This is a genomic window from Pantoea dispersa, assembly GCF_035783935.1.
Classification (GTDB): domain Bacteria; phylum Pseudomonadota; class Gammaproteobacteria; order Enterobacterales; family Enterobacteriaceae; genus Pantoea; species Pantoea dispersa_C.
In genome coordinates this window covers 36,592-59,136 of the sequence record NZ_JALKOV010000003.1, presented here as the reverse complement: position 1 = coordinate 59,136, position 22,545 = coordinate 36,592, and the positions used below count along the sequence as shown (strand labels likewise).

The window sequence follows — 22,545 nt, the reverse complement described above, 5'->3', positions numbered from 1 at the left end:
GTATTTAGCGCACCGCTCAGAACATTCTTATCACAGCAAATAACGTTAAATATTACAACTGTGCGTTAATCGTTACCGTTAACGGCCGGGTAAGTAACATTTCTGCCGGTGAAATCTGAGCCTGATACGCCAACACTTCCACACCGCAGCGCTGCGCCTGTACCAGTAGTTCTGCGTATTGCGCATCGATATGGTGCGCCGGGGAAACGTCCTCAATCCCCGTGTGCAGAACAGCAAACAACAAAACGGCCCGGTGGCCTTCTGCCGCGATAGTGCTTAATTCGCGCAGATGTTTCTGTCCACGAGCCGTCACCGCATCCGGAAAATAGCCTTTACCATTTTGTAAAAGGGTGACGGACTTGACTTCAATATAGCAGTTGGCTTTGCCCTCCGCTTGCAACAGGAAGTCAATTCGGCTTTTTTCCGTGCCGTATTTCACCTCAGCCTGGCAGTGGCTATAAGCGGATAATTCCGGAATTGCGTCGCGCAGCAGCGCCTCGCGCACCAGTTGGTTGGCGCGCAGCGTGTTGACGCAAATCCAGTGGCCCTGCGCGGTTTGCGTTATTTCCCAGCTGTGCGGATATTTGCGCGTGGCGCTGGCCGAGGTGGAGTACCACACGGTGTCGCCCGGCGTGGCGCAGCCGGTCATCGCGCCGGTGTTGGCGCAGTGCAGGGTAAAGGTTTCGCCTTCCGGCGTGATGACATCGGCTAAGAAGCGTTTATAGCGGGTGATCAGGCGGGCTGATTTTAGGGGCGGATCGAACTGCATTTATGCACCTGCGGCAGATAACAGCGGCCAGCGCGCCAGCCGGCGATAGCGCGTGCGTCCCTGCGTGAAGCTGGACGCAAACAGCGCGAAATGATCGATCTCAACGCGCCAGTGGAAACCGCGCGGCGGCAGCGCCACGGCCTGCGCAGCGTGGCGCAGCAGAGTGATGTGGGGATGGAACGGCTGCGTGCTCTGCGCACAGCCATGACGCGCGGCCTGGGCGCGCAGCAGATTGGCCAGCTGCAGTAAACCGCGCGGCGCGCGCTGGCAGCCAAGCCACACCACGCCGGGACGCGGCCAGTGACCGGCGTCATCGAGATCCAGCGTAAAGCCGGGCTGGCGGATGCGTGCCGCCAGCTGCTGCAGCTGGCCCGCCGTTTCCGTACTGACCTCACCAAGAAACGCCAGCGTCAGGTGCAGATTCGCCGCCGCCACCGGTTTACCCGCGTCTGCGGCGAAGCAATCGGCCCGCCACTGCACCAGCTGTTGCTGGAGCGAGTCAGGCAGTTCGAGGGCAAAAAACAGTCGTTGCGTGGCCATGCTGAACTCCGGTAATCGGCGCCGGGTGGTGTACAATGCGCGCCATCTTAGCACAGGCAGAGTGGGAGTTGAGTGTGAGTGAATTACCGGTAAGCGAGGTACTGCCTGCAGTGCTGGCGGCGCTGGCGCAGTCGCCACAGGTGCTGCTGGCGGCCCCGACCGGCGCCGGGAAATCCACCTGGCTGCCGCTGCAGCTGCTGCAACAGGCACAGCTGCCGGGACAAATCATCATGCTGGAGCCGCGCCGGCTGGCGGCACGCAACGTGGCGCAGCGGCTGGCGGAACAGCTGGGCGAACAGCCCGGCGAGACGGTGGGCTACCGGCTGCGCGGTGAAAACTGCAGCAGCGCAGCGACCCGTCTGCTGGTAGTCACCGAAGGCATTCTGACGCGCATGCTGCAGCGCGATCCGCTGCTGGACGGCGTATCGCTGGTGATCCTCGACGAATTTCACGAGCGCAGCCTGCAGGCTGACTTAGCGCTGGCGCTGCTGCTTGATGTGCAGCAGGGGCTGCGCGACGACCTGAAGGTTCTGCTGATGTCGGCGACGCTGGATAACCAGCGTCTGTGCACGCTGCTGCCCGACGCGCCGTTTATTGTGTCCCAGGGGCGCAGCTTCCCGGTGACCCGCCGTTACGCCTCGCTCAATCCGCAGCAGCGGTTTGAAGAGGCGGTGGCGCGCGAAGTGGCGCAACTGCTGCGTGACGAGTCCGGTTCGCTGCTGCTGTTTCTGCCGGGCGTGGCGGAGATTGAACGGGTGAAGCGTGAGCTGGCGTCGCGCGTCAGCGATGACGTCGACCTTTCTCCTTTATATGGTGCGCTGCCGCTGGAGGCGCAGCGGCGCGCCATCCTGCCGGCCGCGCCGGGCCGGCGTAAAGTGGTGCTCGCCACCAACATCGCTGAAACCAGCCTGACGATTGAAGGCATCCGGCTGGTGGTGGACAGCGCGCTGGAGCGCGCAGCGCAGTTTGACGTGCGCAGCGGCGTGACGCGTTTGCTGACCCAGCGCATCAGCCAGGCGTCCATGACGCAGCGCGCTGGCCGTGCCGGTCGCCTGGCACCGGGCATCTGCCTGCATCTGCTGCCGCAGGAGCAGGCGCTGCGCGCGGCGGCACAGAGCGAGCCGGAGATACTCACCAGCGATCTGGCCTCGCTGCAGCTGGATTTACTGCAGTGGGGCTGTCAGGACGCTGGACAGCTGTGCTGGCTGGATAGCCCACCGGCACGCAGCCTGCAGGCGGCGCGTCAGCAGTTGCACCGGCTCGGGGCGCTGGACAGCGAAGGGCGGCTCAGCGCGCGCGGTCGTAAAATGGCGCAGATCGGCAGCGATCCGCGTCTTGCGGCTATACTGTGTGCCGCCGGTGATGATGCGCACGCGATCGCCAGCGCCGCGCTGCTGGTGGCGATTCTGGAAGATCCGCCGCGCAGCGGCAGTGCCGATCTGCGCGATGCGCTCAATCAGCCGCAGCCGCACTGGCAGCGGCGCGCGCGCCACTGGCAGCAGCGGCTGAACGCGCGCGAAGGACGCGTTGATGCCGATCGTTTCCCGGCGCTGCTGGCTGCCGGGTTTGCTGACCGGCTGGCGCAGCGTCGCGGTGACAGCGCACGCTATCAGCTCGCCAACGGTATCGGCGCGATGCTGGATGAGCACGATGGCCTGAGCCGCTATGAGTGGCTGATTGCCCCAAGCCTGCTGCAGGGTGCCAGCAGCGCCGATGCGCGCATGCTGCTGGCGCTGCCGGTAGACATTGATGCACTGCGTCAGCAGTGCCCGCAGCTGGTGGAGCAGCGCACCGATGTCGACTGGGATGACGACAAAGGCACGCTGCGCGCGTGGAAGCGCGAGGCGATTGGCGCGCTGATTCTGCGGGCCCAGCCGCAGGCGCGACCCGAACCGGACGTCCTGCATCCGGCGATGCTGCGCTGGATACGTGAAAAAGGGCTGGCGGTGCTCGGCTGGACGCCGCAGGCAGAACAGTTGCGTCTGCGCCTGCAGTGCGCCGCGCAGTGGCTGCCGGAAGAGGCGTGGCCAACGCTGGATGATGACACGCTGCTGGCCGCGCTGGAGCACTGGCTGCTGCCGGAGATGGGCGCAGTACGCGATTTAAAAGGGCTGCAGAGCGTTAATCTTGTCAGCGCTTTATTACATTTGCTGACATGGTCACAGCGGCAGCGGCTGGATACTGTGCTGCCAACTCATTACACTGTGCCGACCGGAAGTCGCCTGCCCATTCGCTACGACGCGGAGAAACCGCCCGCGCTGGCGGTGCGCATGCAGGAGATGTTTGGCGAGGCGCAAAACCCGGCGGTTGCCGACGGGCGCGTTCCGCTGGTGCTGGAGCTGCTTTCACCGGCGCATCGCCCGCTGCAGATCACCCGTGACCTCGCGGCGTTCTGGCGCGGTGCGTATCCTGAAGTGCAGAAAGAGATGAAAGGGCGCTATCCCAAACATCCGTGGCCGGACGATCCGGCCAGCGCCTTGCCGACAAGGCGCACCAAAAAATATTCCTCGTAGCCGCTGTGGATCGAATTCAGAGGGTTCTGCCATGCGCGGCACGAGAAAGCAGTTAGAGTAGCGGCGCTGCCGTAGCTATGCCTGGAGAAAACAAAGCATGTCTGGGAACGATCGCGAACCTATTGGGCGCAAAGGAAAAGCGCCAAAGCCGCCGCGTAACATTGCGCGTCGGGGTCGCCGCAGGGAGCCTGAAGATGATATCGATCAGGACGATTTTGACGAAGATGATGAGGAGAGTGCGCCGGTGCCACCCAAAGGTAAAGGAAAACGTCCAACGCGTGGCAAACGCCGCTGGTTAGGCTGGTTGATTAAACTCTTCCTGGTGTTTGTCGTCGTGATGGCCGCCTGGGGCGTCTATCTCGATTCGGAAATCCGCAGCCGCATAGACGGTAAAGTTTGGCAGCTGCCGGCCGCCGTGTACGGGCGCATGGTCAGCCTCGAACCGGGCATGGCTTACGACAAGAAAGAGATGATTGCGCTGCTGGAAGGCACGCAGTATCGCGAAGTGTCGCGCATTACCCGTCCGGGTGAGTTCAGCGTCAAAGGCAACACCATCGATCTGCTGCGCCGTCCGTTTGATTTTCCGGACAGCAAAGAGGGCCAGATTAACGCGCGTCTCACTTTCAGCAACAACGAGCTGAGCGAGATTAAAAACCTCGACACCGGACGTGATTTTGGCTTCTTCCGCCTCGATCCGCGGCTGATCACCATGCTGCAGTCGCCCAACGGCGAGCAGCGTCTGTTTGTGCCGCGCGCCGGATTCCCGGATCTGCTGGTCGATACGCTGATCGCCACCGAAGACCGCCACTTCTACGAGCATGACGGCATCAGCCCGTACTCGATTGGTCGCGCCTTCCTCGCCAATATCACCGCCGGTAAAGCGGTGCAGGGCGGCAGTACGCTGACGCAGCAGCTGGTGAAAAACCTGTTCCTCACCAACGAACGTTCGCTGTGGCGTAAAGCGCGTGAAGCCTATATGGCGGTGATCATGGATGCGCGCTACAGCAAAGATCGCATTCTTGAGCTCTACCTCAATGAGGTGTATCTCGGCCAGGCGGGCAACGATCAAATCCGCGGTTTCCCACTGGCCAGCCTGTATTACTTTGGCCGTCCGGTGGACGAGCTGAGCCTCGATCAACAGGCAATGCTGGTTGGCATGGTAAAAGGCGCGTCGCTGTACAACCCGTGGCGCAATCCGCAACTGGCGCTGGAGCGTCGCAACCTGGTGTTGCGTCTGCTGCAGCAGCAGAAAGTGATCGATCAGGAGCTGTACGACATGCTGTCGGCGCGGCCGCTCGGCGTTCAGCCGAAAGGTGGCGTGATTACGCCGCAGCCGGCATTTATGCAGATGGTGCGTAACGAGCTGCAGGCGAAGCTGGGCGACAAGGTGAAAGATCTCTCCGGCGTGAAGATCTTTACCACGCTCGATCCGATCTCGCAGGATGCAGCAGAAAAAGCGGTTGAGGACGGCATTCCCACGCTGAAGAAACAGCGCGGGCTGAAAGATCTGGAAACCGCAATGGTGGTGGTTGACCGCTTCAGCGGTGAAGTGCGCGCCATGGTCGGCGGTGCCGATCCACAGTTTGCCGGCTATAACCGCGCGCTGCAGGCGCGGCGCTCTATCGGTTCACTGGCCAAGCCGGCGACCTATCTGACCGCGCTCAGCCAGCCAAACAGCTATCGCCTCAACAGCTGGATCGCCGACGAGCCGATTGCGCTGAAACAGCCAAACGGTTCGGTGTGGAAGCCGATGAACGACGATCGTCGCTTCAGCGGTAAAGTGATGCTGGTGGATGCGCTGACTAACTCGATGAACGTACCAACCGTCAACCTCGGGATGACGCTGGGACTCGACGCGGTAGTCGATACCTGGACCAAACTGGGCGTGCCGAAAGATCAGCTGCATCCGGTGCCGGCCATGCTGCTGGGGGCACTTAACCTGACGCCAATTGAAGTGGCGCAGGCGTTCCAGTCGATTGCCAGTGGCGGAAACCGCGCTGAGCTGTCGGCGGTGCGCTCGGTGATTGCGGAGGATGGTACTGTGCTGTATCAGAGCTTCCCGCAGGCGCAGCGCGTTGAGCCGGCGCAGGCGGCCTATCTGACGCTGTATACCATGCAGCAGGTGGCGGATCACGGTACGGCGCGGGCGCTGGGCGCACGCTTCCCGGGCGCGCATCTGGCGGCGAAAACCGGTACCACCAATGACCTTATCGACAGCTGGTTTGCCGGTATTGATGGTAAAGAAGTGGCGATCACCTGGGTTGGTCGCGACAACAACCAGACCTCGAAGCTGTACGGTGCCAGCGGTGCGATGCAGATCTATCGTCGCTACCTCGACAACCAGTCGCCGATGCCGCTGGTCCTGACGCCGCCGGAAGATATCACCCAGATGAATATCGATTCGGCGGGTAACTTTGTCTGCGGCAGCGGCAGCAGCACCTGGCGTTCGCTGCCGGTGTGGGCGCTGGATCCGAATGCGCTGTGCCAGCAGCAACAGCAGCAGATTCAGCAGCAGCAACAACAGCAAGAGCAGCAACAGCAGCAGCAACAGCAGCCGCAGGGCGAGCAGAAGGACGCTGACGGCGTCGCGGGCTGGATTAAAGATATGTTTGGCAGTAAGTAGGCCGTCTGGCACTGCGCAGGGTTTATGCATTCATCGCCTGCGCGGTGCCAGCGCTTTGCACACAACGTTGTGGCACACTGTATTGCGCCGCTCCAGTCTGTGTCTGGCGGACCAACATCCTCATCAGGCGCTGCGGCGCCTTTTTCTTTGCCTGCCATTTTTTTAGCCGCGATCATAGATATGTGCGATCTGGTGGCAAACTCACCGCCATCAGGCATTACATCTTGCGGATCTTGCCGGGTTTCGCCTAAAATCCGTGCGTCTAATAATCATTCTCGTTTACATTCGCCTGCATTGTTCTATTTTCATGAGATCCCACTATGAATGCGCGAAACACTTTTCCCTGTTCTCTGCGCGCGGTGACCACCCGTCGACCGCTCGCGTTATTGATTTCCCTGACTCTGGGCACCCTCAGCATGCAGGCGCTGGCCGAAGAAACCGTAGTGGTGACGGCGGATGGCGGCAGCGGCGTCGCGCAGGAGAGCGCATGGGGACCGTCACCGACCATTGCCGCCAAACGCAGCGCGACCGGGACGAAAACCGATACGCCGATTGAGAAGAATCCGCAGTCGGTGTCGGTGGTGACGCAGGAAGAGATGTCAATGCACGCGGTAACCAGCGTGAAAGGCGCATTCAATTATACGCCAGGCGTGCTGACCGGTAACCGCGGCAGCTCCGACGTTATCGACGCGCTGTCGATTCGCGGCTTCAGCGAAACCAACACCAACCAGTATCTCGATGGCCTGAAGCTGCAGGGTGACAACTACTCGGAATTCGCTATCGATCCTTACTTCCTCGAGCGCGCGGAGCTGCTGCGCGGTCCGGTTTCGGTGTTGTACGGTAAGAGCAACCCGGGCGGCGTGGTGTCGCTGGTGAGCAAGCGGCCGACCCAGGAGACGCTGCGTGAAGTCCAGTTCCAGATGGGCACCGACAACCTGTTCTCCACCGGCTTCGATTTTGGCGGTTCACTGGATGATGACGGCGTTTACAGCTATCGCCTGACCGGCCTGGCGCGCAGCGCCGATGCGCAACAGGAGATGAACAAAGAGAAGCGCTATACGATTGCGCCTTCGTTCAGCTGGCGTCCCGATGCCAATACCCGCTTTGACCTGCTGACCTACTTCCAGAACGAACCGGAAACCGGCTATTACGGCTGGCTGCCGCGCGAAGGCACCGTGGTGGGCATCACCCGGCCGGACGGCAGCAGCTATAAGCTGCCCACCAATTTTGATGAAGGCGAAGACAGCAATAAGATCTCGCGCAACACCAAAATGGTTGGCTACAACTTTGAGCACAGCTTTAACGACACCTGGACGGTGCGCCAGAATCTGCGCTATGCGGAGCTGAAAACGAATTATCGTAGTATTTATGGCAACGGCTATCTGCCTGAGTCACAAGAGATTACACGTGGTTCAGCCATTTCCGATGAGAAACTGGATCAGTTTGCTGTCGATAATCAGGTGCAGGCAAAATTTGCTACCGGTGCGGTCGATCATACGCTGCTGATGGGGGTTGATTATCAGCGCACCCGTAATGATATTGATGCTGCATTTGCCTCCGCAGCGCCAATCAATGCGATCGATCCGCAGTACGGTAATGATGCTGTGGGTGCCGCCTTCCCCTATCAATATCTGAACCGTCAGGAACAAACTGGCCTGTATACGCAGGATCAGATGGAATGGAATAAATGGGTGCTGACGCTGGGCGGGCGATACGATTATGCGATGACCTCCGCACTGAACCGTAACGGTAACAGCGAAGTAAAAAACCACGACCAGGCATTTACCTGGCGCGGTGGTGTGAACTATGTGTTTGATAATGGTATCGCGCCGTATTTCAGCTACAGCGAATCCTTTATCCCAACGGCTGGCACCACGGTTGATGGGAAACCTTTTGACCCATCCCGCGCGAAGCAGTATGAGGCTGGCGTAAAATACGTACCAAAAGATCGCCCGATTGTGGTCACCGCAGCGGTTTATCAGCTGACTAAAACCAAAAACCTGACGGCAGATCCGAACAGCCTGCAGTTTAGTGTGCAGGGAGGGGAAATCCGCTCACGCGGCGTCGAGCTGGAAGCCAAAGCGGCGCTTAACGCCAACATCAACCTGACGGCGGCTTACTCATATACCGATGCGGAATACACCGAAGACACCTTGCTGAAAGGCCGTACGCCGGTGCAGGTGCCGAAGCATATGGCTTCGCTGTGGGGTGATTACACCTTCCACGAAACCGCACTGTCGGGCTTCACCGTGGGTGCCGGGGTGCGCTACGTGGGTGAAAGCAAAGGCCTGTACGCCAGCGGCGCGAATGCTAACCAAAACTTCGACGTCGCCGCTTACACCACTGTAGATGCCGCACTAAAGTACGACCTGGGCCGTTTCGGTTTGCCGGGCTCAACCGTGGGCGTCAACATCAACAACCTGTTCGATCGCGAATACGTTGCCAGCTGCTACCGCGACTACGCCTGTTACTGGGGCGCAGAACGCCAGATCGTCGGTACCGCCACCTTCCGCTTCTGATACTGAACACAGGGCGCTGCGGCGCCCGTTAACCAGGGATTATCATGCAGCATCCGCACCACGCAGAAACCACCTTCTCGCTGGAAAACGTCAGCTTCCGGGTGCCCGGCCGCACGCTGCTGCATCCGCTATCGCTAACCTTCGCTCCCGGCAAAGTCACCGCGCTGATCGGGCATAACGGTTCCGGTAAATCCACGCTGCTGAAAATGCTCGGTCGTCACCATGCCGCCAGCGAAGGGCGCGTAATGCTGAACGGCGAGGCGGTTGATACCTGGAGCAGTAAAGCCTTTGCGCGCCAGGTGGCCTATCTGCCGCAACAGCTGCCTGCGGCGGAAGGGATGACGGTGCGCGAGCTGGTGGCGATTGGGCGCTATCCGTGGCACGGCGCGCTGGGGCGCTACGGCCAGGAAGATCGCGATCGGGTGGACGAGGCGATTGCGCTGGTTGGACTGAAACCCTTCGCCGGGCGGCTGGTGGACAGTCTGTCCGGCGGCGAACGCCAGCGCGCGTGGCTGGCGATGCTGGTGGCGCAGAACAGCCGCTGTTTGCTGCTGGATGAACCCACCTCGGCGCTGGATATCGCCCATCAGGTGGACGTGCTGGCGCTGATTCAGCGCCTCAGCCACGAACGCGGCCTGACGGTGATAGCGGTATTGCACGATCTCAACATGGCGGCTCGCTACTGTGACCAGTTGGTGGCGCTGCGCGCGGGCGAAGTGATCGCGCAAGGCGGACCGGAAGCGATTATGCAGGCTGAGGTGCTGGGTGATATTTATGGCATTCCGATGGGCATTCTGCCGCATCCGCAGGGCGGCGCGCCCGTCAGTTTTGTCTACTGAGGCCTTGTGATGTTCGACATTTCCCGTCGCCGTCTGCTGACCGCGCTGGCGCTCTCTCCACTGATGAACCTCACGCCGCTGCGTGCGGCGCTGCCGGACAGTCAGCGCATCCTGGCACTCGAATGGCTGCCGGTGGAGCTGCTGATGGCGCTCGGCGTCGCCCCGCTCGGCGTGGCCGATCTGCATAACTACGCTATCTGGGTGGGCGATCCGGTATTGCCGGCCAGCACCCTCGACCTCGGTTTGCGCACCGAACCCAATCTGGAACTGATGACCCAGCTAAAGCCGTCGCTGATCCTGCACTCCAACGGCTACGGCCCGGCGGTCGACAAGCTGGAACGCATTGCGCCGACGATGGGTTTTGACCTCAACAGCGGCGATGGCAAACCGTTCACCACCGCGCGCAAATCGCTGCATGCGCTGGGTGCCCGGCTTGGCCTTGAAGCGCAGGCACAGGCGCATTTGCAGTGGGTGGATGGTGAAGTGGCCGCCGCACGTGAGCGCTTGCGTCCGTGGGCGCAGCGTCCACTGCTGCTGATGTCGCTGATGGATCCGCGTCACGCCATTACCTTCGGCAAAGGCAGCCTGTTTCTTGAAGTGATGGAGCAGCTCGGGCTGCGCAATGCCTGGCAGGGTGAAACCAACTTCTGGGGCAGCGCGGTGGTCGGGCTGGAGCGGCTGGCGGAGGTCGGTGACGTTGAGGTGATCTGCTTCGATCATGATAACGCGCGCGATATGCAGCTGGTGGCGCAGAGTGCGCTGTGGCAGGCGCTGCCGTTTGTCCGGTCCGGCCGCTTTCACCGCGTGCCGGCGGTGTGGTATTACGGCGCGACCTACTCGGCCATGAAATTTATTCGCGTGCTGGAACACGCGCTGGAGTCGCACTGATGCGCAACCGTCTGTTTCCCGTCGCGCTGCTCAGCGTGCTCAGTTTACTGGCGCTGGCGCTGACGTTTATCAACCTGCGCCAGGCGCTGCCGCTGGCGCAGTGGCAGCAGGCGATGTTCGCACCGGATATCGATAACATCCGTCAGGTGGTGTTCCATTACAGTCTGCTGTCGCGGCTGGCGCTGGCGCTGCTGGTCGGGGCCGGACTGGGCCTCGCGGGCCTGCTGTTTCAGCAAGTGCTGCGTAATCCGCTGGCGGAGCCCACCACGCTCGGCGTCTCTTCCGGTGCGCAGTTTGGCCTGACGGTCGCCACCCTGTGGCAGCTGCCGGGCGGTGAGCTGACGCAGCAGTTTGCCGCGATGGGCGGAGCGGTGCTGGTCGGCGTGCTGGTGTTTGGCATCGCCTGGGGCAAGCGCCTGTCGCCGGTGACGCTGATCCTCGCCGGTCTGGTGTTGAGCCTGTATGCCGGCGCGGTCAATCAGATCTTCGCCATCTTCAATCACGATCAGCTGCAAAACATGTTTCTGTGGAGCACCGGCGCGCTGAACCAGCTCGACGGCCACAACGTGGCGCTGCTGTGGCCGCGCCTGCTACTGGCGTTCGCGCTGACGCTGGCGCTGCTGCGTCCGCTGACGTTGATGGGGCTCGATGACGGCGTGGCAAAAAACCTCGGTCTGGCGCTGTCGGCGGCGCGCGTGGCCGCGCTGGCGCTGGCGATTCTGCTCAGTGCGCAGCTGGTTAACGTCGCCGGCATCATTGGCTTTATCGGGCTATTCGCGCCGCTGCTGGCGAAGATGCTGGGCGCGCGTCGTCTGCTTAGCCGCTTGCTGCTGGCGCCGCTGATTGGCGCACTGCTGCTGTGGCTGGCCGATCAGTGCGTGCTGTGGCTGACCGCGCACTGGCGTGAGGTCTCAACCGGAACCGCCACCGCGCTGATTGGCGTGCCGATTCTGCTGTGGCTGCTGCCGCGTCTGCGCACGGGCTCGCTGCCGCCGGCGATGAATGCCGGCGACACAGTGCCGCAGGAGCGCCAGGCGGTGCTGCGCTGGTGCCTGGCGGGCGTGATGATTCTGGCGCTGTGCAGTCTGGCGGGCATTGCGTTTGGGCGTGAAGCGCACGGCTGGACGTGGGTCAGCGGCGACATGCTGCAGCATCTGCTGCCGTGGCGCGTGCCGCGCGTGCTGGCGGCGATAGTGGTCGGCATGATGCTGGGCGTCGCCGGGGTGCTGATTCAGCGCCTGACCGGCAATCCGATGGCCAGCCCGGAAGTGCTGGGCATTAGCTCCGGGGCGGCCTGCGGGGTGGTGGTGATGCTATTTTTTGTGCCCGGCAACGCGATGGCGTGGCTGCTGCCTGCCGGCGTGTTGGGCGCTGCGCTGACGCTGCTGGTAATTATGCTGGTGGCCAGCCGCGGCGGTTTTTCACCGGAGCGCATGCTGCTGGCCGGAATGGCGCTGAACAGCGCGTTCGTCACGTTGCTGATGGTGTTACTGGCGAGCGGCGATCCGCGCATGGCCGGATTGCTGAGCTGGATTTCCGGTTCGACGTATAACATCTCAATGACGCAGGCGCTGCAGAGTGCCGTCGTGGGCATCATACTGGTGGCGCTGGCACCGCTGGCCAGCCGCTGGCTGACGCTGCTGCCGCTCGGCAGTGCCACGGCGCGTTCAGCTGGCATGGCGCTGAACCGGTCGCGCTTCGTCCTGCTGTTGCTGGCGGCTGCGCTGACCGCCACTGCGACGCTGACCATCGGTCCGCTGAGTTTTATTGGCCTGATGGCGCCGCATATTGTACGCATGCTCGGCTTCCGTCGCGCGCTGCCGCAGCTGCTGATGGCCGGCCTGCTCGGGGGGAGTCTGCTGGTGTTCGCCGACTGGTGCGGGCGCATGCTGGCCTTCCCGGATCAAATCCCGGCGGGCCTGATGGCGACCTTCTTCGGCGCGCCGTATTTTATCTGGCTGCTAAGGCGGGCTTAGTGAAGCGGGGCGCGATGAATGGCGCCCCGGCAGGTTTACAGCTGTGCGAAGCAGCGGCGGGCGGCATCGACGGTGCGCTGAATGTCTTCCTGGCTGTGCGCCAGTGACATAAAGCCGGCCTCATAGGCCGATGGCGCGAGGTAGACGCCTTCCTGTAGCATCAGATGGAAGAAACGTTTAAAGCGCTCAATGTCGCACTTCGTCACGTCGGCGTAGCAGGTCACGCTGTCGGCGTCGGTGAAGAAAATACCAAACATGCCACCGACGTGGTTCACCACCAGCGGGATATTTTCCGCTTCGGCTGCCGCCAGCAGGCCAGCACACAGCTGGTCGGTGAGCGCGGTTAAGGTGGCATGGGTGCCCGGCTGTGCGATCTGCGACAGGCAGGCAAAACCGGCTGCCATGGCAATCGGGTTTCCGGACAGCGTGCCCGCCTGATACACCGGACCGGTCGGAGCCAGCGCAGCCATCACCTCACGGCGGCCACCAAAGGCGCCGACCGGCATCCCGCCGCCGATGATTTTGCCAAGGCAGGTCAGATCGGGCATCACGTCGTAATACGCCTGAGCGCCGCCCAGCGCCACGCGGAAGCCGGTCATCACTTCATCGATAATCAGCAACGCGCCAAACTCATCGCACAGCGCACGCAGGCCCGGCAGGAATTCCGGCTGCGGCGGGATGCAGTTCATGTTGCCCGCTACCGGTTCAACGATGATACAGGCGATCTCTTGCGGATACTGCTCAAACGCCGCGCGCACCGAGTCGAGATCGTTGTAGGTGCAGGTCAGCGTGTGGCGGGCGAAATCCGCCGGCACGCCCGGCGAGTTGGGCTGGCCGAGCGTCAGCGCGCCGGAACCGGCTTTCACCAGCAGGCAGTCAGCGTGGCCGTGGTAGCAGCCCTCAAATTTGATGATCTTGTCACGCTGGGTGAAACCGCGCGCCAGGCGGATGGCGCTCATGGTGGCTTCGGTGCCGGAGTTAACCATACGCACCATATCCATGCTCGGCACCAGCTCGCACACCAGCTCGGCCATCTTCACTTCCATCTCCGTCGGCGCGCCAAAACTCAGGCCGCGCGCGGCGGCTTCAATCACCGCATTACGAATGGTGGCGTTATTGTGGCCCAGCACCATCGGTCCCCAGGAGCCGACGTAATCGATATAGGCTTTGCCGTCGGCATCATAAAGATAAGCGCCGTCGGCGCGTTCGATGAACAGCGGCACGCCGCCCACACCGGTAAAGGCACGCACCGGGGAGTTCACGCCGCCCGGGATCAGGCGTTGTGCTTCGGCATACAGGTTTTCTGACTTACTCATGGTTCGGCTCCTGCTGTTCTGGAAAAAATCTGGCGCCATTCTACGGAAGAGCGGCCGGTGAAGAAAGGCGCGCGGCCGCTTGCGCCTGCGACATTGCTATACTTTATGCCATATCTGGCGGCACACAGTGTCAAGGGCGCTACTTGATTGCACTGGACGGCTGGCAGATAATAGCGAAATTAAGGTCGTTTTCTGACCTGGACGTTTACCCGGAGTAAAAGATGAGTGACGACGTAGCCGCGCTGCCTTTGCAGTTCACCGATGCAGCAGCGAAAAAAGTAAAAAACCTGATTGCGGATGAAGAGAATCCGGCGCTGAAACTGCGCGTATACATCACCGGCGGAGGCTGCAGTGGCTTCCAGTATGGTTTTACTTTTGACGATCAAATGAATGACGGCGACATGACCATCGAGAAGCAGGGCGTGGCGCTGGTGGTTGACCCGATGAGCCTGCAGTATCTGGTGGGAGGATCGGTTGATTACACCGAAGGTCTGGAAGGTTCCCGCTTTATCGTGACTAACCCGAACGCCAAAACCACCTGCGGCTGCGGCTCCTCTTTCAGCATCTGATGCTGGGCTGGCTGCCGTTCTGGCAGCCAGAACTCACCACTCAATCGTCACCAGGCGAGCCGTTTCACGGCGCGATGCATCGCGGTTCAGTACGCTTTGTGTCACGCGCGGCTGCGCGCTGAAATGCCGGCCACAATCAACGGATGGCAGCGTCTGCTCACTCGGGCGTGAGATATCGCAGCGGGAGAAAATCGTCAGCGAGACGGCGATAGAGCCGGTGGTGCCTGCCGCACCGATCGGTGCAGCCACAATCAGCCCTATGGCCAGCAGCAGCGCTCTGGTCATGGTGAAATCCTGGTGATGTCAAAAGTGCGCTACGCGCTAAAAGGGCACAGAGCATACGTGGCCGCGGTGCCTTGTCATTTGATTTTCGACATAAATCGCCGAATCTTTAGTCGGGTAATGCTTTATTTTTCGTCGGATGTAAAGCTTCGCATAATTGTTTTGCCGCCAGCAGCAGGCGCGGACCCGGCCGGCTCAGCCAGTCATCGTTAAGCGCAATCACCGGCACGTTAAGCTGTGGCTGCCAGAAGCGCGCGACGCTGGCGGCGCGGCTGACATCACCGCCAGTGACAATCGCCTGCGGGTGGCGCGTCAGCACCTGTTCCCGGCTCACCTGGGGCCAGCTCACGCTGCTGTCGGCAAAGATATTGCGACCGCCGCACAGGGTGATGACCTCATTCTGCAGCGTGCTGCGTGCGGCAGTGAACAGCGGTTGCTGGCCAAACTGCAGAAACAGCGGCACCGGCGTCTGCTGCTGATAGCGCTGACGCAGCGCCTGCAGCTGCTGATGTAATGCCTGCGCGGCCTCTGTGGCCCGTTGCGGCTGCGGGCTCCAGCGCTGCAGCGCGGCCAGCGCGTCAATCATCTGATCGATTGACTGCGGATCGATCCATTCCACATGGATGCCCAGGCGCTGCAGCTGCTCCACCTGGCGCAGCGGATTGCCACCGCGCCAGGCCAGCACCACATCCGGCCTGAGCTGCACAATGCGTTCAACGCGGATCCCCTGCCAGTTTGCTACCTGCTCCAGCTGGCGGGCAGCGGCGGGATAGTCTGACCAGGCGCTCACCGCCACCGGCGTGATGCCGGCAGCGAACGCCAGTTCAGTGAGATGCGGCGACAGGGTAATGACGCGCGGTGCGGCCAGCAGACTGTGGCACAGCAGCCACAGTCCGAGCAGCAGGTATTTAGCCACGCGCCAGCTGAGCCAGCAGGTTTTCTACCATCAGCGACGACTGTTTAGCCGCCACGCTGAGGAACTCTTCGAAACTCAGATGCGACGCTTTATCGGCCACGTCAGAAATGGCGCGTACCACGACAAACGGCACGTTGAACTGATGGCAGACGTGACCAATCGCCGTGGCTTCCATCTCTACCGCAATCGCCTGCGGAAAGGTGCTGCGGATACGCTCCAGCGGCGCGGCACCATTGATAAAGGCATCACCGCTGACCACCAGACCGCGCACCGCGTTGAGATCCAGCTGTTTGATCACCTGCTCTGCGGCGGCGATCAGCGCGCTGTCCGCGACAAACGCCGCCGGGCAGCCGGCCATCTGGCCTGGCTCATAGCCAAAAGCGGTGACATCCGCATCGTGATAACGCACTTCATCAGATACCACGATATCGCCCACCTGCAGCGTGGGTGCCAGGCCGCCGGCGGAACCGGTGTTAATTACCACGTCCGGTTTGCACAGCTCCAGCAACAGCGTAGTACCGAGCGCGGCCGCGGTTTTACCGATGCCCGACTTCAGCAGGGCCACCTCAACGCCGTTCAGCGTGCCGGTGTAAATTTCGCAGCCGGCCAGCGTCAGCGTCTGACGGTTTTCAATTTTGTCACGCAGCAGTGTAACTTCCTGCTCCATCGCGCCAATAATGCCTGCTTTCATAAAGAATCTCGCTGTAGTTATGGATGTATAAGGCTAAAGTGAGGCATAGTCTATCATGGCTCAATGGGGATCAATTCAGGAAAAAATAAGGGGTAACGATGGCGACGATCAATTTCAGGAAGAAGATCAGTTTCACCCGCCCTTATACCAGCCGCAAAGATCCCGAAGGCGAATACCTTATTACCCGCCATTTTGAAAGCGACCGCGGACGCATTATTAATTCCGCCGCGATTCGTCGCCTGCAACAAAAAACCCAGGTATTTCCGCTGGAGCGCAATGCGGCGGTGCGATCGCGCCTGACGCATTCGCTTGAGGTGCAGCAAACCGGGCGTTACATCACCAAAGAGATTCTGCATACGCTGAAAACCCAGGGCGGCGGGCTGGCGGCTTACGGCCTGGACGGCTTTGAAGGCGCGGTCGAAAGCCTGGTGGAGATGGCCTGCCTGCTGCACGACGTCGGCAATCCGCCGTTTGGCCATTTTGGGGAAGCGGCGATCAATGACTGGTTTGATGACAATCTGCCGGCCGAACTGGTGGATCCGCTGGTGGCAGGCGTGGCAGATGACGCGCAGCGTGCCGATTTCGACCGCCTGAATGCAATGATTCGTCAGGATTTGTGCCATTTCGAAGGGAATGCGCAGGCCATTCGGCTGGTGCACACCCTGCTGCAGCTGAATCTCAGCTATGCACAGGTGGCGTGTATTTTAAAATATACCGCGCCGGCGTGGTGGCAGGGCGATAAGCCGGCGGAGTTCAGTGTGCTAATGAAAAAGCCGGGTTTCTATTTATCCGAACGTGAATATGTAGCCGATCTTCGCGCGGCAACGGATATACCTGAGCATCACCGTTATCCGCTGACCTGGATAATGGAAGCCGCGGACGATATCTCTTATTGCATCGCCGATCTTGATGACGCCGTAGAAAAAGATATTTTCACGGTGGAGACGCTCTATCACTCTTTGCTCAACGCCTGGGGCGATGTTAAACCCGGCGATGCGTTCAGCCGCACCATTAATGAAGCCTGGAAAGAGGCCAGTAACAAAAAGCGTCGCAGCATCAGCGATCAGTTTTTCATGTCGCTGCGGGTTAACGTGCAGAGTGTGCTGGTCAGCCATGCGGTGCGCCGCTTTGTTGATAATTTACCCGCTATTTTCGACGGCAGCTTTAACCACGCGCTGCTGGAAGATGATGGAGATGAAGGGCGCCTGTTAAAATTATTTAAAACCGTGGCGCGCCAGCAGGTGTTTAATCATCCGGAAGTTGAGCAGCTGGAATTACAGGGTTATCGGGTCATTAAAGGATTACTGGAAATTTATCAGTCGCTGATGCAGCTCGATTATGAGCAGTTCACCACCTTAATGAATGAGGATTTTCTCGCGAAACATCCGATTGAAACCCGACTGTTTCATAAACTTTCCGGTAAACATCGTAAAGCTTATCAGCAACAGATGCGTAATCTGATAGTACAGCATAAATATCAGCGTTTGTTATGGGAACGTTATTATCGCTCGCGGCTGATTCAGGACTATATCAGTGGAATGACGGACAATTACGCCTGGGATGAGTATCGTCGGTTGATGGCAGTGGAATAAGCGCAGTTTTGTAAAGATGAAGAATAAATTTTTACCTTTGCCCAATACTTTATCAGGAACTTCGCGCTAAAAACTTAATCTCATCATCACGACCACAGCAATGGTCTGCACGTTAATTTCAGAGAGACACAGACGAATGAAAAAAAGCACATTAATGTTAAGTGCGCTGGCGCTCAGCCTCGGCATGGCGTTAAGCCCTGTCAGTGTTTTCGCGGCGGAGACAGCGTCTTCCTCCAGTCAGCAACTGCCCAGCCTGGCGCCGATGCTGGAAAAAGTGATGCCTTCCGTGGTGAGTATCAGCGTGGAAGGCAGCACCACGGTGAAAACCCCGCGCATGCCGCAGCAGTTCCAGCAATTCTTTGGCGATAATTCGCCGTTCTGTCAGGACGGATCGCCGTTCCAGGGTTCACCGATGTGCCAGGGCGGCGGCGGTGACGGCAGCGACGACGGTGCCAACGCGCAGAAGCAGCAGTTCCGCGCGCTCGGTTCCGGTGTAATCATTAACGCCGACAAAGGCTACGTGGTGACCAACAATCACGTGGTGGACAACGCCACCAAAATTCAGGTCCAGCTCAGCGATGGCCGCCGCTATGATGCAAAAGTCATCGGCAAAGATCCGCAGTCTGACATCGCACTGATTCAGCTGCAGGATGCGAAGAACCTGACGGCAATTAAAATCGCGGACTCCGACAACCTGCGCGTCGGTGACTACACCGTGGCCATCGGTAACCCGTACGGCCTGGGTGAAACGGTCACCTCCGGTATTGTCTCGGCGCTGGGGCGTAGCGGTCTTAATGTTGAAAACTACGAAAACTTTATTCAGACCGATGCGGCGATCAACCGCGGTAACTCCGGCGGCGCGCTGGTTAACCTCAACGGTGAGCTGATCGGTATTAACACCGCGATCCTCGCCCCGGACGGCGGCAACATCGGCATTGGCTTTGCGATCCCGAGTTCCATGGTGAAAAACCTGACCGCACAGATGGTGGAGTATGGCCAGGTGAAACGCGGCGAGCTGGGCATCATGGGCACCGAGCTCAACTCCGAGCTGGCCAAAGCGATGAAAGTGGATGCGCAGCGCGGTGCGTTTGTCAGCCAGGTGCTGCCAAACTCAGCGGCCGCGAAAGCCGGCGTCAAAGCGGGCGATGTGGTGGTTTCCATGAACGGTAAAGCGCTGACCAGCTTTGCGGCGCTGCGTGCAGAAGTCGGTTCACTGCCGGTCGGCACTAAACTGCAGCTGGGCCTGCTGCGCGACGGCAAACCGCTGAACGTGACGGTTGAGCTGCAGCAGAGCTCACAGGACAAAGTGCAGTCCGCGACGATTTACACCGGCATTGAAGGCGCCGATCTCAGTAACGTCGACAGCAACGGCCAGAAGGGCGTGCGCGTGGATAGCGTGAAAGCCGGCAGTGCCGCCGCGCGCATCGGCCTGAAGAAAGGCGATGTGATCCTCGGTGTGAACCAGCAGGCGGTAAGCAACCTCGGCGAGCTGCGTAAAATCCTCGACACCAAACCGTCGGTACTGGCGCTGAACGTCAAGCGCGGCGACAGCAGCCTCTATCTGCTGATGCAGTAATCCTGCGGCATGTTTTACCAGGCGAGCTCCGGCTCGCCTTTTTTATTGCCGCAATGCGACTGTGCGCTCAAGCAGCTGCGTCTCTCCAGTGTGATCGCTGCCGCAATTCCGGTAAACGCCCTGCGGCTATGTGCAGTTGCACAATGCCAGGCGCGAGCGGGATGCGTATTCTGTCGGTTCGTCCCGAATTCCGGAGTGTTTGATGGCCACCTATCATCTTGATGCGCGACTGGCTCAGGATATCGTTGCCCGCACCATGAAAATTATCGACAGCAATGTCAATGTGATGGATGCGCGCGGCCGCATTATTGGCAGTGGCGATCGCGAGCGTATTGGCGAATTGCACGAGGGCGCGCTGCTGGTGCTGTCACAGGGCAGGGTGGTCGATATTGACGAAGCGGTGGCTAAACACCTGCACGGCGTGCGGCCGGGCATCAATTTGCCGCTGCGCATTGATGGCGACATCGTCGGCGTTATCGGCCTCACCGGCCAGCCCAGCACGCTGCGCCATTACGGCGAACTGGTGTGCATGACGGCAGAGATGATGCTGGAACAGGCGCGCCTGCTGCATATGCTGGCGCAGGACAGCCGCCTGCGTGAGGAGCTGGTGCTGAACCTGATCCGCAGCGATACGCTGTCGCCGGCGCTGAACGAATGGGCGCAGCGGCTGGGCATCGATCTCAATCAGCCGCGCGTGGTGGCGGTGGTGGAAGTGGACAGCGGACAGCTCGGGGTCGACAGCGCGATGTCGGAGCTGCAGCAACTGCAAACGCTGCTGACCACGCCCGATCGCGACAACCTGATCGCTATCGTTTCACTCACCGAAATGGTGGTACTCAAGCCGGCGCTGAATGCCCATGGTCGTTACGATCAGGACGATCATCGCCGGCGCGTCGATCAGCTGTTGCAGCGCATGAAAGAGAGCGGTCAGGTGCGAATGCGCATCGCGCTCGGCAATTTCTTTACCGGCCCCGGCAGCATTGCGCGCTCCTATCGCACTGCCCGCACCACCATGATGGTGGGCAAACAGCGCATGCCGGAACAGCGCAGCTATTTCTATCAGGATCTGGTGCTGCCGGTACTGCTGGATAGCCTGCGCGGCGGCTGGCAGGCGAGCGAGCTGGCGCGTCCGCTGGCAAAGCTAAAAAGTATGGATAACAACGGTCTGCTGCGGCGCACGCTGGTTGCGTGGTTCAGCCACAACGTGCAGCCGAGCGCCACGGCGCGCGCGCTGTTTATTCATCGTAATACGCTGGAGTACCGTCTGAACCGCATTTCGGAACTCACCGGCCTCAACCTGGCGAACTTTGACGATCGGCTGCTGCTGTATGTGGCGCTGCAGCTTGATGAGCAGGCATAAAAAAGGCCAGCAGTTGCTGGCCTGAGAAGCGGCGCGAATTAGCGACCGTTGCGGGTCAGCTGATCGAGATCGGATTCGATTTCCGCGATTTTGTTCGACACCACGTTCTCGAGATGGCGCAGATCGGCAAGGATTTTGCGCTTCAGATCCACTTCGACCTGATCGCGCTGGCAGATCTGATCCAGTTCGTCGATCACGTAACGCAGATTAGGGCTGATTTCCTGAATCTCTTTATAACCCTGAGTGGTGTGGTCCGCCACCACGGTTTTGCGCTGACGCGGGTATTTAAACTTCACGCTTTTGGCAAAGAACTCGCCTTTATCTTTGCGGAAGTAGATTTTCAGGATGTCGTTGTTGGCTTCCTGACGCAGGCTGTAGCGGTCAATGTCTTCAGGATTGCTGATACCTAAGCTTTTCAGGTTGTCGTACATAGCGTTTATATTCCATCTGAGAGTGAGTGAGCGCGCAGGATAATCATCATCATTCGGCTGCGTGATAAACGCAACGAACCGAACGCTTACGGCATACTTAATCAACTGTAGACACAAAAACCGGGATGAACAGTGCGCGACCGGAGTTAACTGGCGCGGATTATGACCTGTTTGAAAAACAAACGCACCTGTTAATTCGCGGCGCGAAACAGGTAATGGCGGCAGGAGTGTAAAGAAAAAATGACGGGCCTGAATACAGGCCCGTGAACGTAAATTACGCGGGGGTAAAACTTAATCGATGGTGCGCAGCAGTTCGTTGATGCCGGTTTTTGCCAGCGTTTTCGCGTCAACTTTCTTCACGATCACTGCACAGTACAGGCTGTAGCTGCCATCTTTAGACGGCAGGTTACCGGAAACCACTACGGAACCCGCTGGTACGCGACCGTAATGCACTTCGCCGGTTTCGCGATCGTAGATTTTGGTGCTCTGGCCGATGTAGACGCCCATGGAAATCACTGAGCCTTCTTCGACGATCACGCCTTCAACGATCTCAGAACGTGCGCCGATAAAGCAGTTATCTTCGATGATGGTAGGGTTCGCCTGCAGCGGTTCCAGCACGCCGCCGATACCCACGCCACCGGACAGGTGCACGTTTTTACCAATCTGCGCACAGGAGCCCACGGTGGCCCAGGTGTCGACCATGGTGCCTTCATCGACATAGGCACCGATGTTGACATAGGACGGCATCAGCACGGTGTTGCGTGCGATGAATGCACCCTGACGCACTGCCGCCGGTGGCACCACGCGGAAGCCGGCGTTTTTAAAGCGCGCTTCATCCCAGCCGGCAAATTTCATCGGCACTTTGTCGTAGAAACGGGTTTCTGCGCCCTCGATCACCTGGTTGTCGTTGATACGGAACGACAGCAGTACCGCTTTTTTCAGCCACTGATGCGTTACCCATTCGCCGTTGATCTTTTCTGACACGCGCAGTTCACCGCTGTCCAGCAGGCCAATCACCTGATTGATGGCTTCACGGGTAGCGCTGTCCACGCTGGTCGGCGTAATGTCGGCGCGGCGCTCAAAGGCGGATTCAATAACGCTCTGTAACTGTTGCATATTTAATTCCTGAGTCTGTCATAGCGGAA

18 protein-coding genes are annotated in these 22,545 nt (G+C 59.9%); 10 read left to right on the top strand and 8 right to left on the bottom strand.

Translation table 11 applies throughout. The annotated features are described in order from the left end of the window. Positions 1–52: 52 nt before the first annotated feature. Entirely contained in the window at positions 53–769 is a 717-nt protein-coding gene (gene sfsA, locus MXF20_RS07445) for a DNA/RNA nuclease SfsA (protein ID WP_325968557.1), read from the bottom strand. Beyond that, a complete protein-coding gene (thpR, locus tag MXF20_RS07440; RefSeq protein WP_325968556.1) occupies positions 770–1,309 on the bottom strand; it encodes an RNA 2',3'-cyclic phosphodiesterase in 540 nt (179 codons plus the stop codon). It abuts the gene before it with no gap. Positions 1,310–1,344: 35 nt separating this feature from the next. On the opposite strand from thpR, the gene hrpB reads away from it, so the two are divergent. The 6 genes from hrpB to fhuB all read left to right on the top strand — a co-directional run bounded on the left by hrpB (position 1,345) and on the right by fhuB (position 12,667). Next, entirely contained in the window at positions 1,345–3,822 is a 2,478-nt protein-coding gene (gene hrpB / locus MXF20_RS07435) for an ATP-dependent helicase HrpB (protein WP_325968555.1), read from the top strand. Between the two features lie 97 nt (positions 3,823–3,919). Next, entirely contained in the window at positions 3,920–6,445 is a 2,526-nt protein-coding gene (gene mrcB / locus MXF20_RS07430) for a bifunctional glycosyl transferase/transpeptidase (protein WP_325968554.1), read from the top strand. A gap of 320 nt (positions 6,446–6,765) precedes the next feature. Continuing rightward, the gene (fhuA, locus tag MXF20_RS07425) at positions 6,766–8,964 is read left to right on the top strand and encodes a ferrichrome porin FhuA (RefSeq protein ID WP_325968553.1); all 2,199 of its coding nucleotides are present in this window, start codon (positions 6,766–6,768) and stop codon (positions 8,962–8,964) included. Positions 8,965–9,008: 44 nt separating this feature from the next. Then, a complete protein-coding gene (gene fhuC / locus MXF20_RS07420) occupies positions 9,009–9,803 on the top strand; it encodes a Fe3+-hydroxamate ABC transporter ATP-binding protein FhuC (RefSeq protein ID WP_325968551.1) in 795 nt (264 codons plus the stop codon). A 9-nt stretch (positions 9,804–9,812) separates the two neighbouring features. Then, positions 9,813–10,691, top strand: coding sequence for a Fe(3+)-hydroxamate ABC transporter substrate-binding protein FhuD (fhuD, locus tag MXF20_RS07415; protein WP_325968549.1), 879 nt, complete (start codon positions 9,813–9,815; stop codon positions 10,689–10,691). After that, entirely contained in the window at positions 10,691–12,667 is a 1,977-nt protein-coding gene (gene fhuB, locus MXF20_RS07410; RefSeq protein ID WP_325968548.1) for a Fe(3+)-hydroxamate ABC transporter permease FhuB, read from the top strand. Before fhuD ends, fhuB begins: the two co-directional genes overlap by 1 nt. A gap of 35 nt (positions 12,668–12,702) precedes the next feature. Here the strand turns inward: fhuB and hemL are convergent, their stop codons facing one another. Beyond that, positions 12,703–13,983, bottom strand: coding sequence for a glutamate-1-semialdehyde 2,1-aminomutase (hemL, locus tag MXF20_RS07405; RefSeq protein ID WP_262264609.1), 1,281 nt, complete (start codon positions 13,981–13,983; stop codon positions 12,703–12,705). Positions 13,984–14,204: 221 nt separating this feature from the next. Between hemL and erpA the strand changes: the two genes are divergently transcribed. Beyond that, entirely contained in the window at positions 14,205–14,552 is a 348-nt protein-coding gene (gene erpA, locus MXF20_RS07400) for an iron-sulfur cluster insertion protein ErpA (RefSeq protein ID WP_021507501.1), read from the top strand. A gap of 33 nt (positions 14,553–14,585) precedes the next feature. Here erpA and MXF20_RS07395 read toward each other — a convergent pair whose 3' ends face one another. From MXF20_RS07395 to mtnN, 3 genes are all read right to left on the bottom strand, one after another. Then, on the bottom strand, positions 14,586–14,837 hold the full coding sequence (locus MXF20_RS07395) for a hypothetical protein (protein WP_325968545.1): 252 nt from the start codon (positions 14,835–14,837) through the stop codon (positions 14,586–14,588). Between the two features lie 106 nt (positions 14,838–14,943). After that, positions 14,944–15,750 carry a vitamin B12 ABC transporter substrate-binding protein BtuF gene (gene btuF / locus MXF20_RS07390; RefSeq protein WP_325968544.1) on the bottom strand — a complete coding sequence of 269 codons (807 nt, stop codon included), beginning with the start codon at positions 15,748–15,750 and terminating at the stop codon, positions 14,944–14,946. Continuing rightward, positions 15,743–16,441 carry a 5'-methylthioadenosine/S-adenosylhomocysteine nucleosidase gene (mtnN, locus tag MXF20_RS07385; protein ID WP_325968543.1) on the bottom strand — a complete coding sequence of 233 codons (699 nt, stop codon included), beginning with the start codon at positions 16,439–16,441 and terminating at the stop codon, positions 15,743–15,745. Before mtnN ends, btuF begins: the two co-directional genes overlap by 8 nt. A gap of 98 nt (positions 16,442–16,539) precedes the next feature. On the opposite strand from mtnN, the gene dgt reads away from it, so the two are divergent. From dgt to MXF20_RS07370, 3 genes are all read left to right on the top strand, one after another. Continuing rightward, the gene (gene dgt, locus MXF20_RS07380; protein ID WP_325968542.1) at positions 16,540–18,033 is read left to right on the top strand and encodes a dGTPase; all 1,494 of its coding nucleotides are present in this window, start codon (positions 16,540–16,542) and stop codon (positions 18,031–18,033) included. 136 nt (positions 18,034–18,169) lie between these two features. Further along, the gene (gene degP, locus MXF20_RS07375) at positions 18,170–19,609 is read left to right on the top strand and encodes a serine endoprotease DegP (protein ID WP_058759526.1); all 1,440 of its coding nucleotides are present in this window, start codon (positions 18,170–18,172) and stop codon (positions 19,607–19,609) included. Between the two features lie 202 nt (positions 19,610–19,811). Continuing rightward, entirely contained in the window at positions 19,812–20,969 is a 1,158-nt protein-coding gene (locus MXF20_RS07370; protein WP_325968541.1) for a CdaR family transcriptional regulator, read from the top strand. A gap of 38 nt (positions 20,970–21,007) precedes the next feature. Here MXF20_RS07370 and MXF20_RS07365 read toward each other — a convergent pair whose 3' ends face one another. Together MXF20_RS07365 and dapD are read right to left on the bottom strand one after the other, a co-directional pair. Beyond that, on the bottom strand, positions 21,008–21,400 hold the full coding sequence (locus tag MXF20_RS07365) for a DUF3461 family protein (protein WP_010616197.1): 393 nt from the start codon (positions 21,398–21,400) through the stop codon (positions 21,008–21,010). A gap of 291 nt (positions 21,401–21,691) precedes the next feature. Then, entirely contained in the window at positions 21,692–22,516 is an 825-nt protein-coding gene (dapD, locus tag MXF20_RS07360) for a 2,3,4,5-tetrahydropyridine-2,6-dicarboxylate N-succinyltransferase (RefSeq protein ID WP_325968539.1), read from the bottom strand. Between the last annotated feature and the right edge of the window lie 29 nt (positions 22,517–22,545).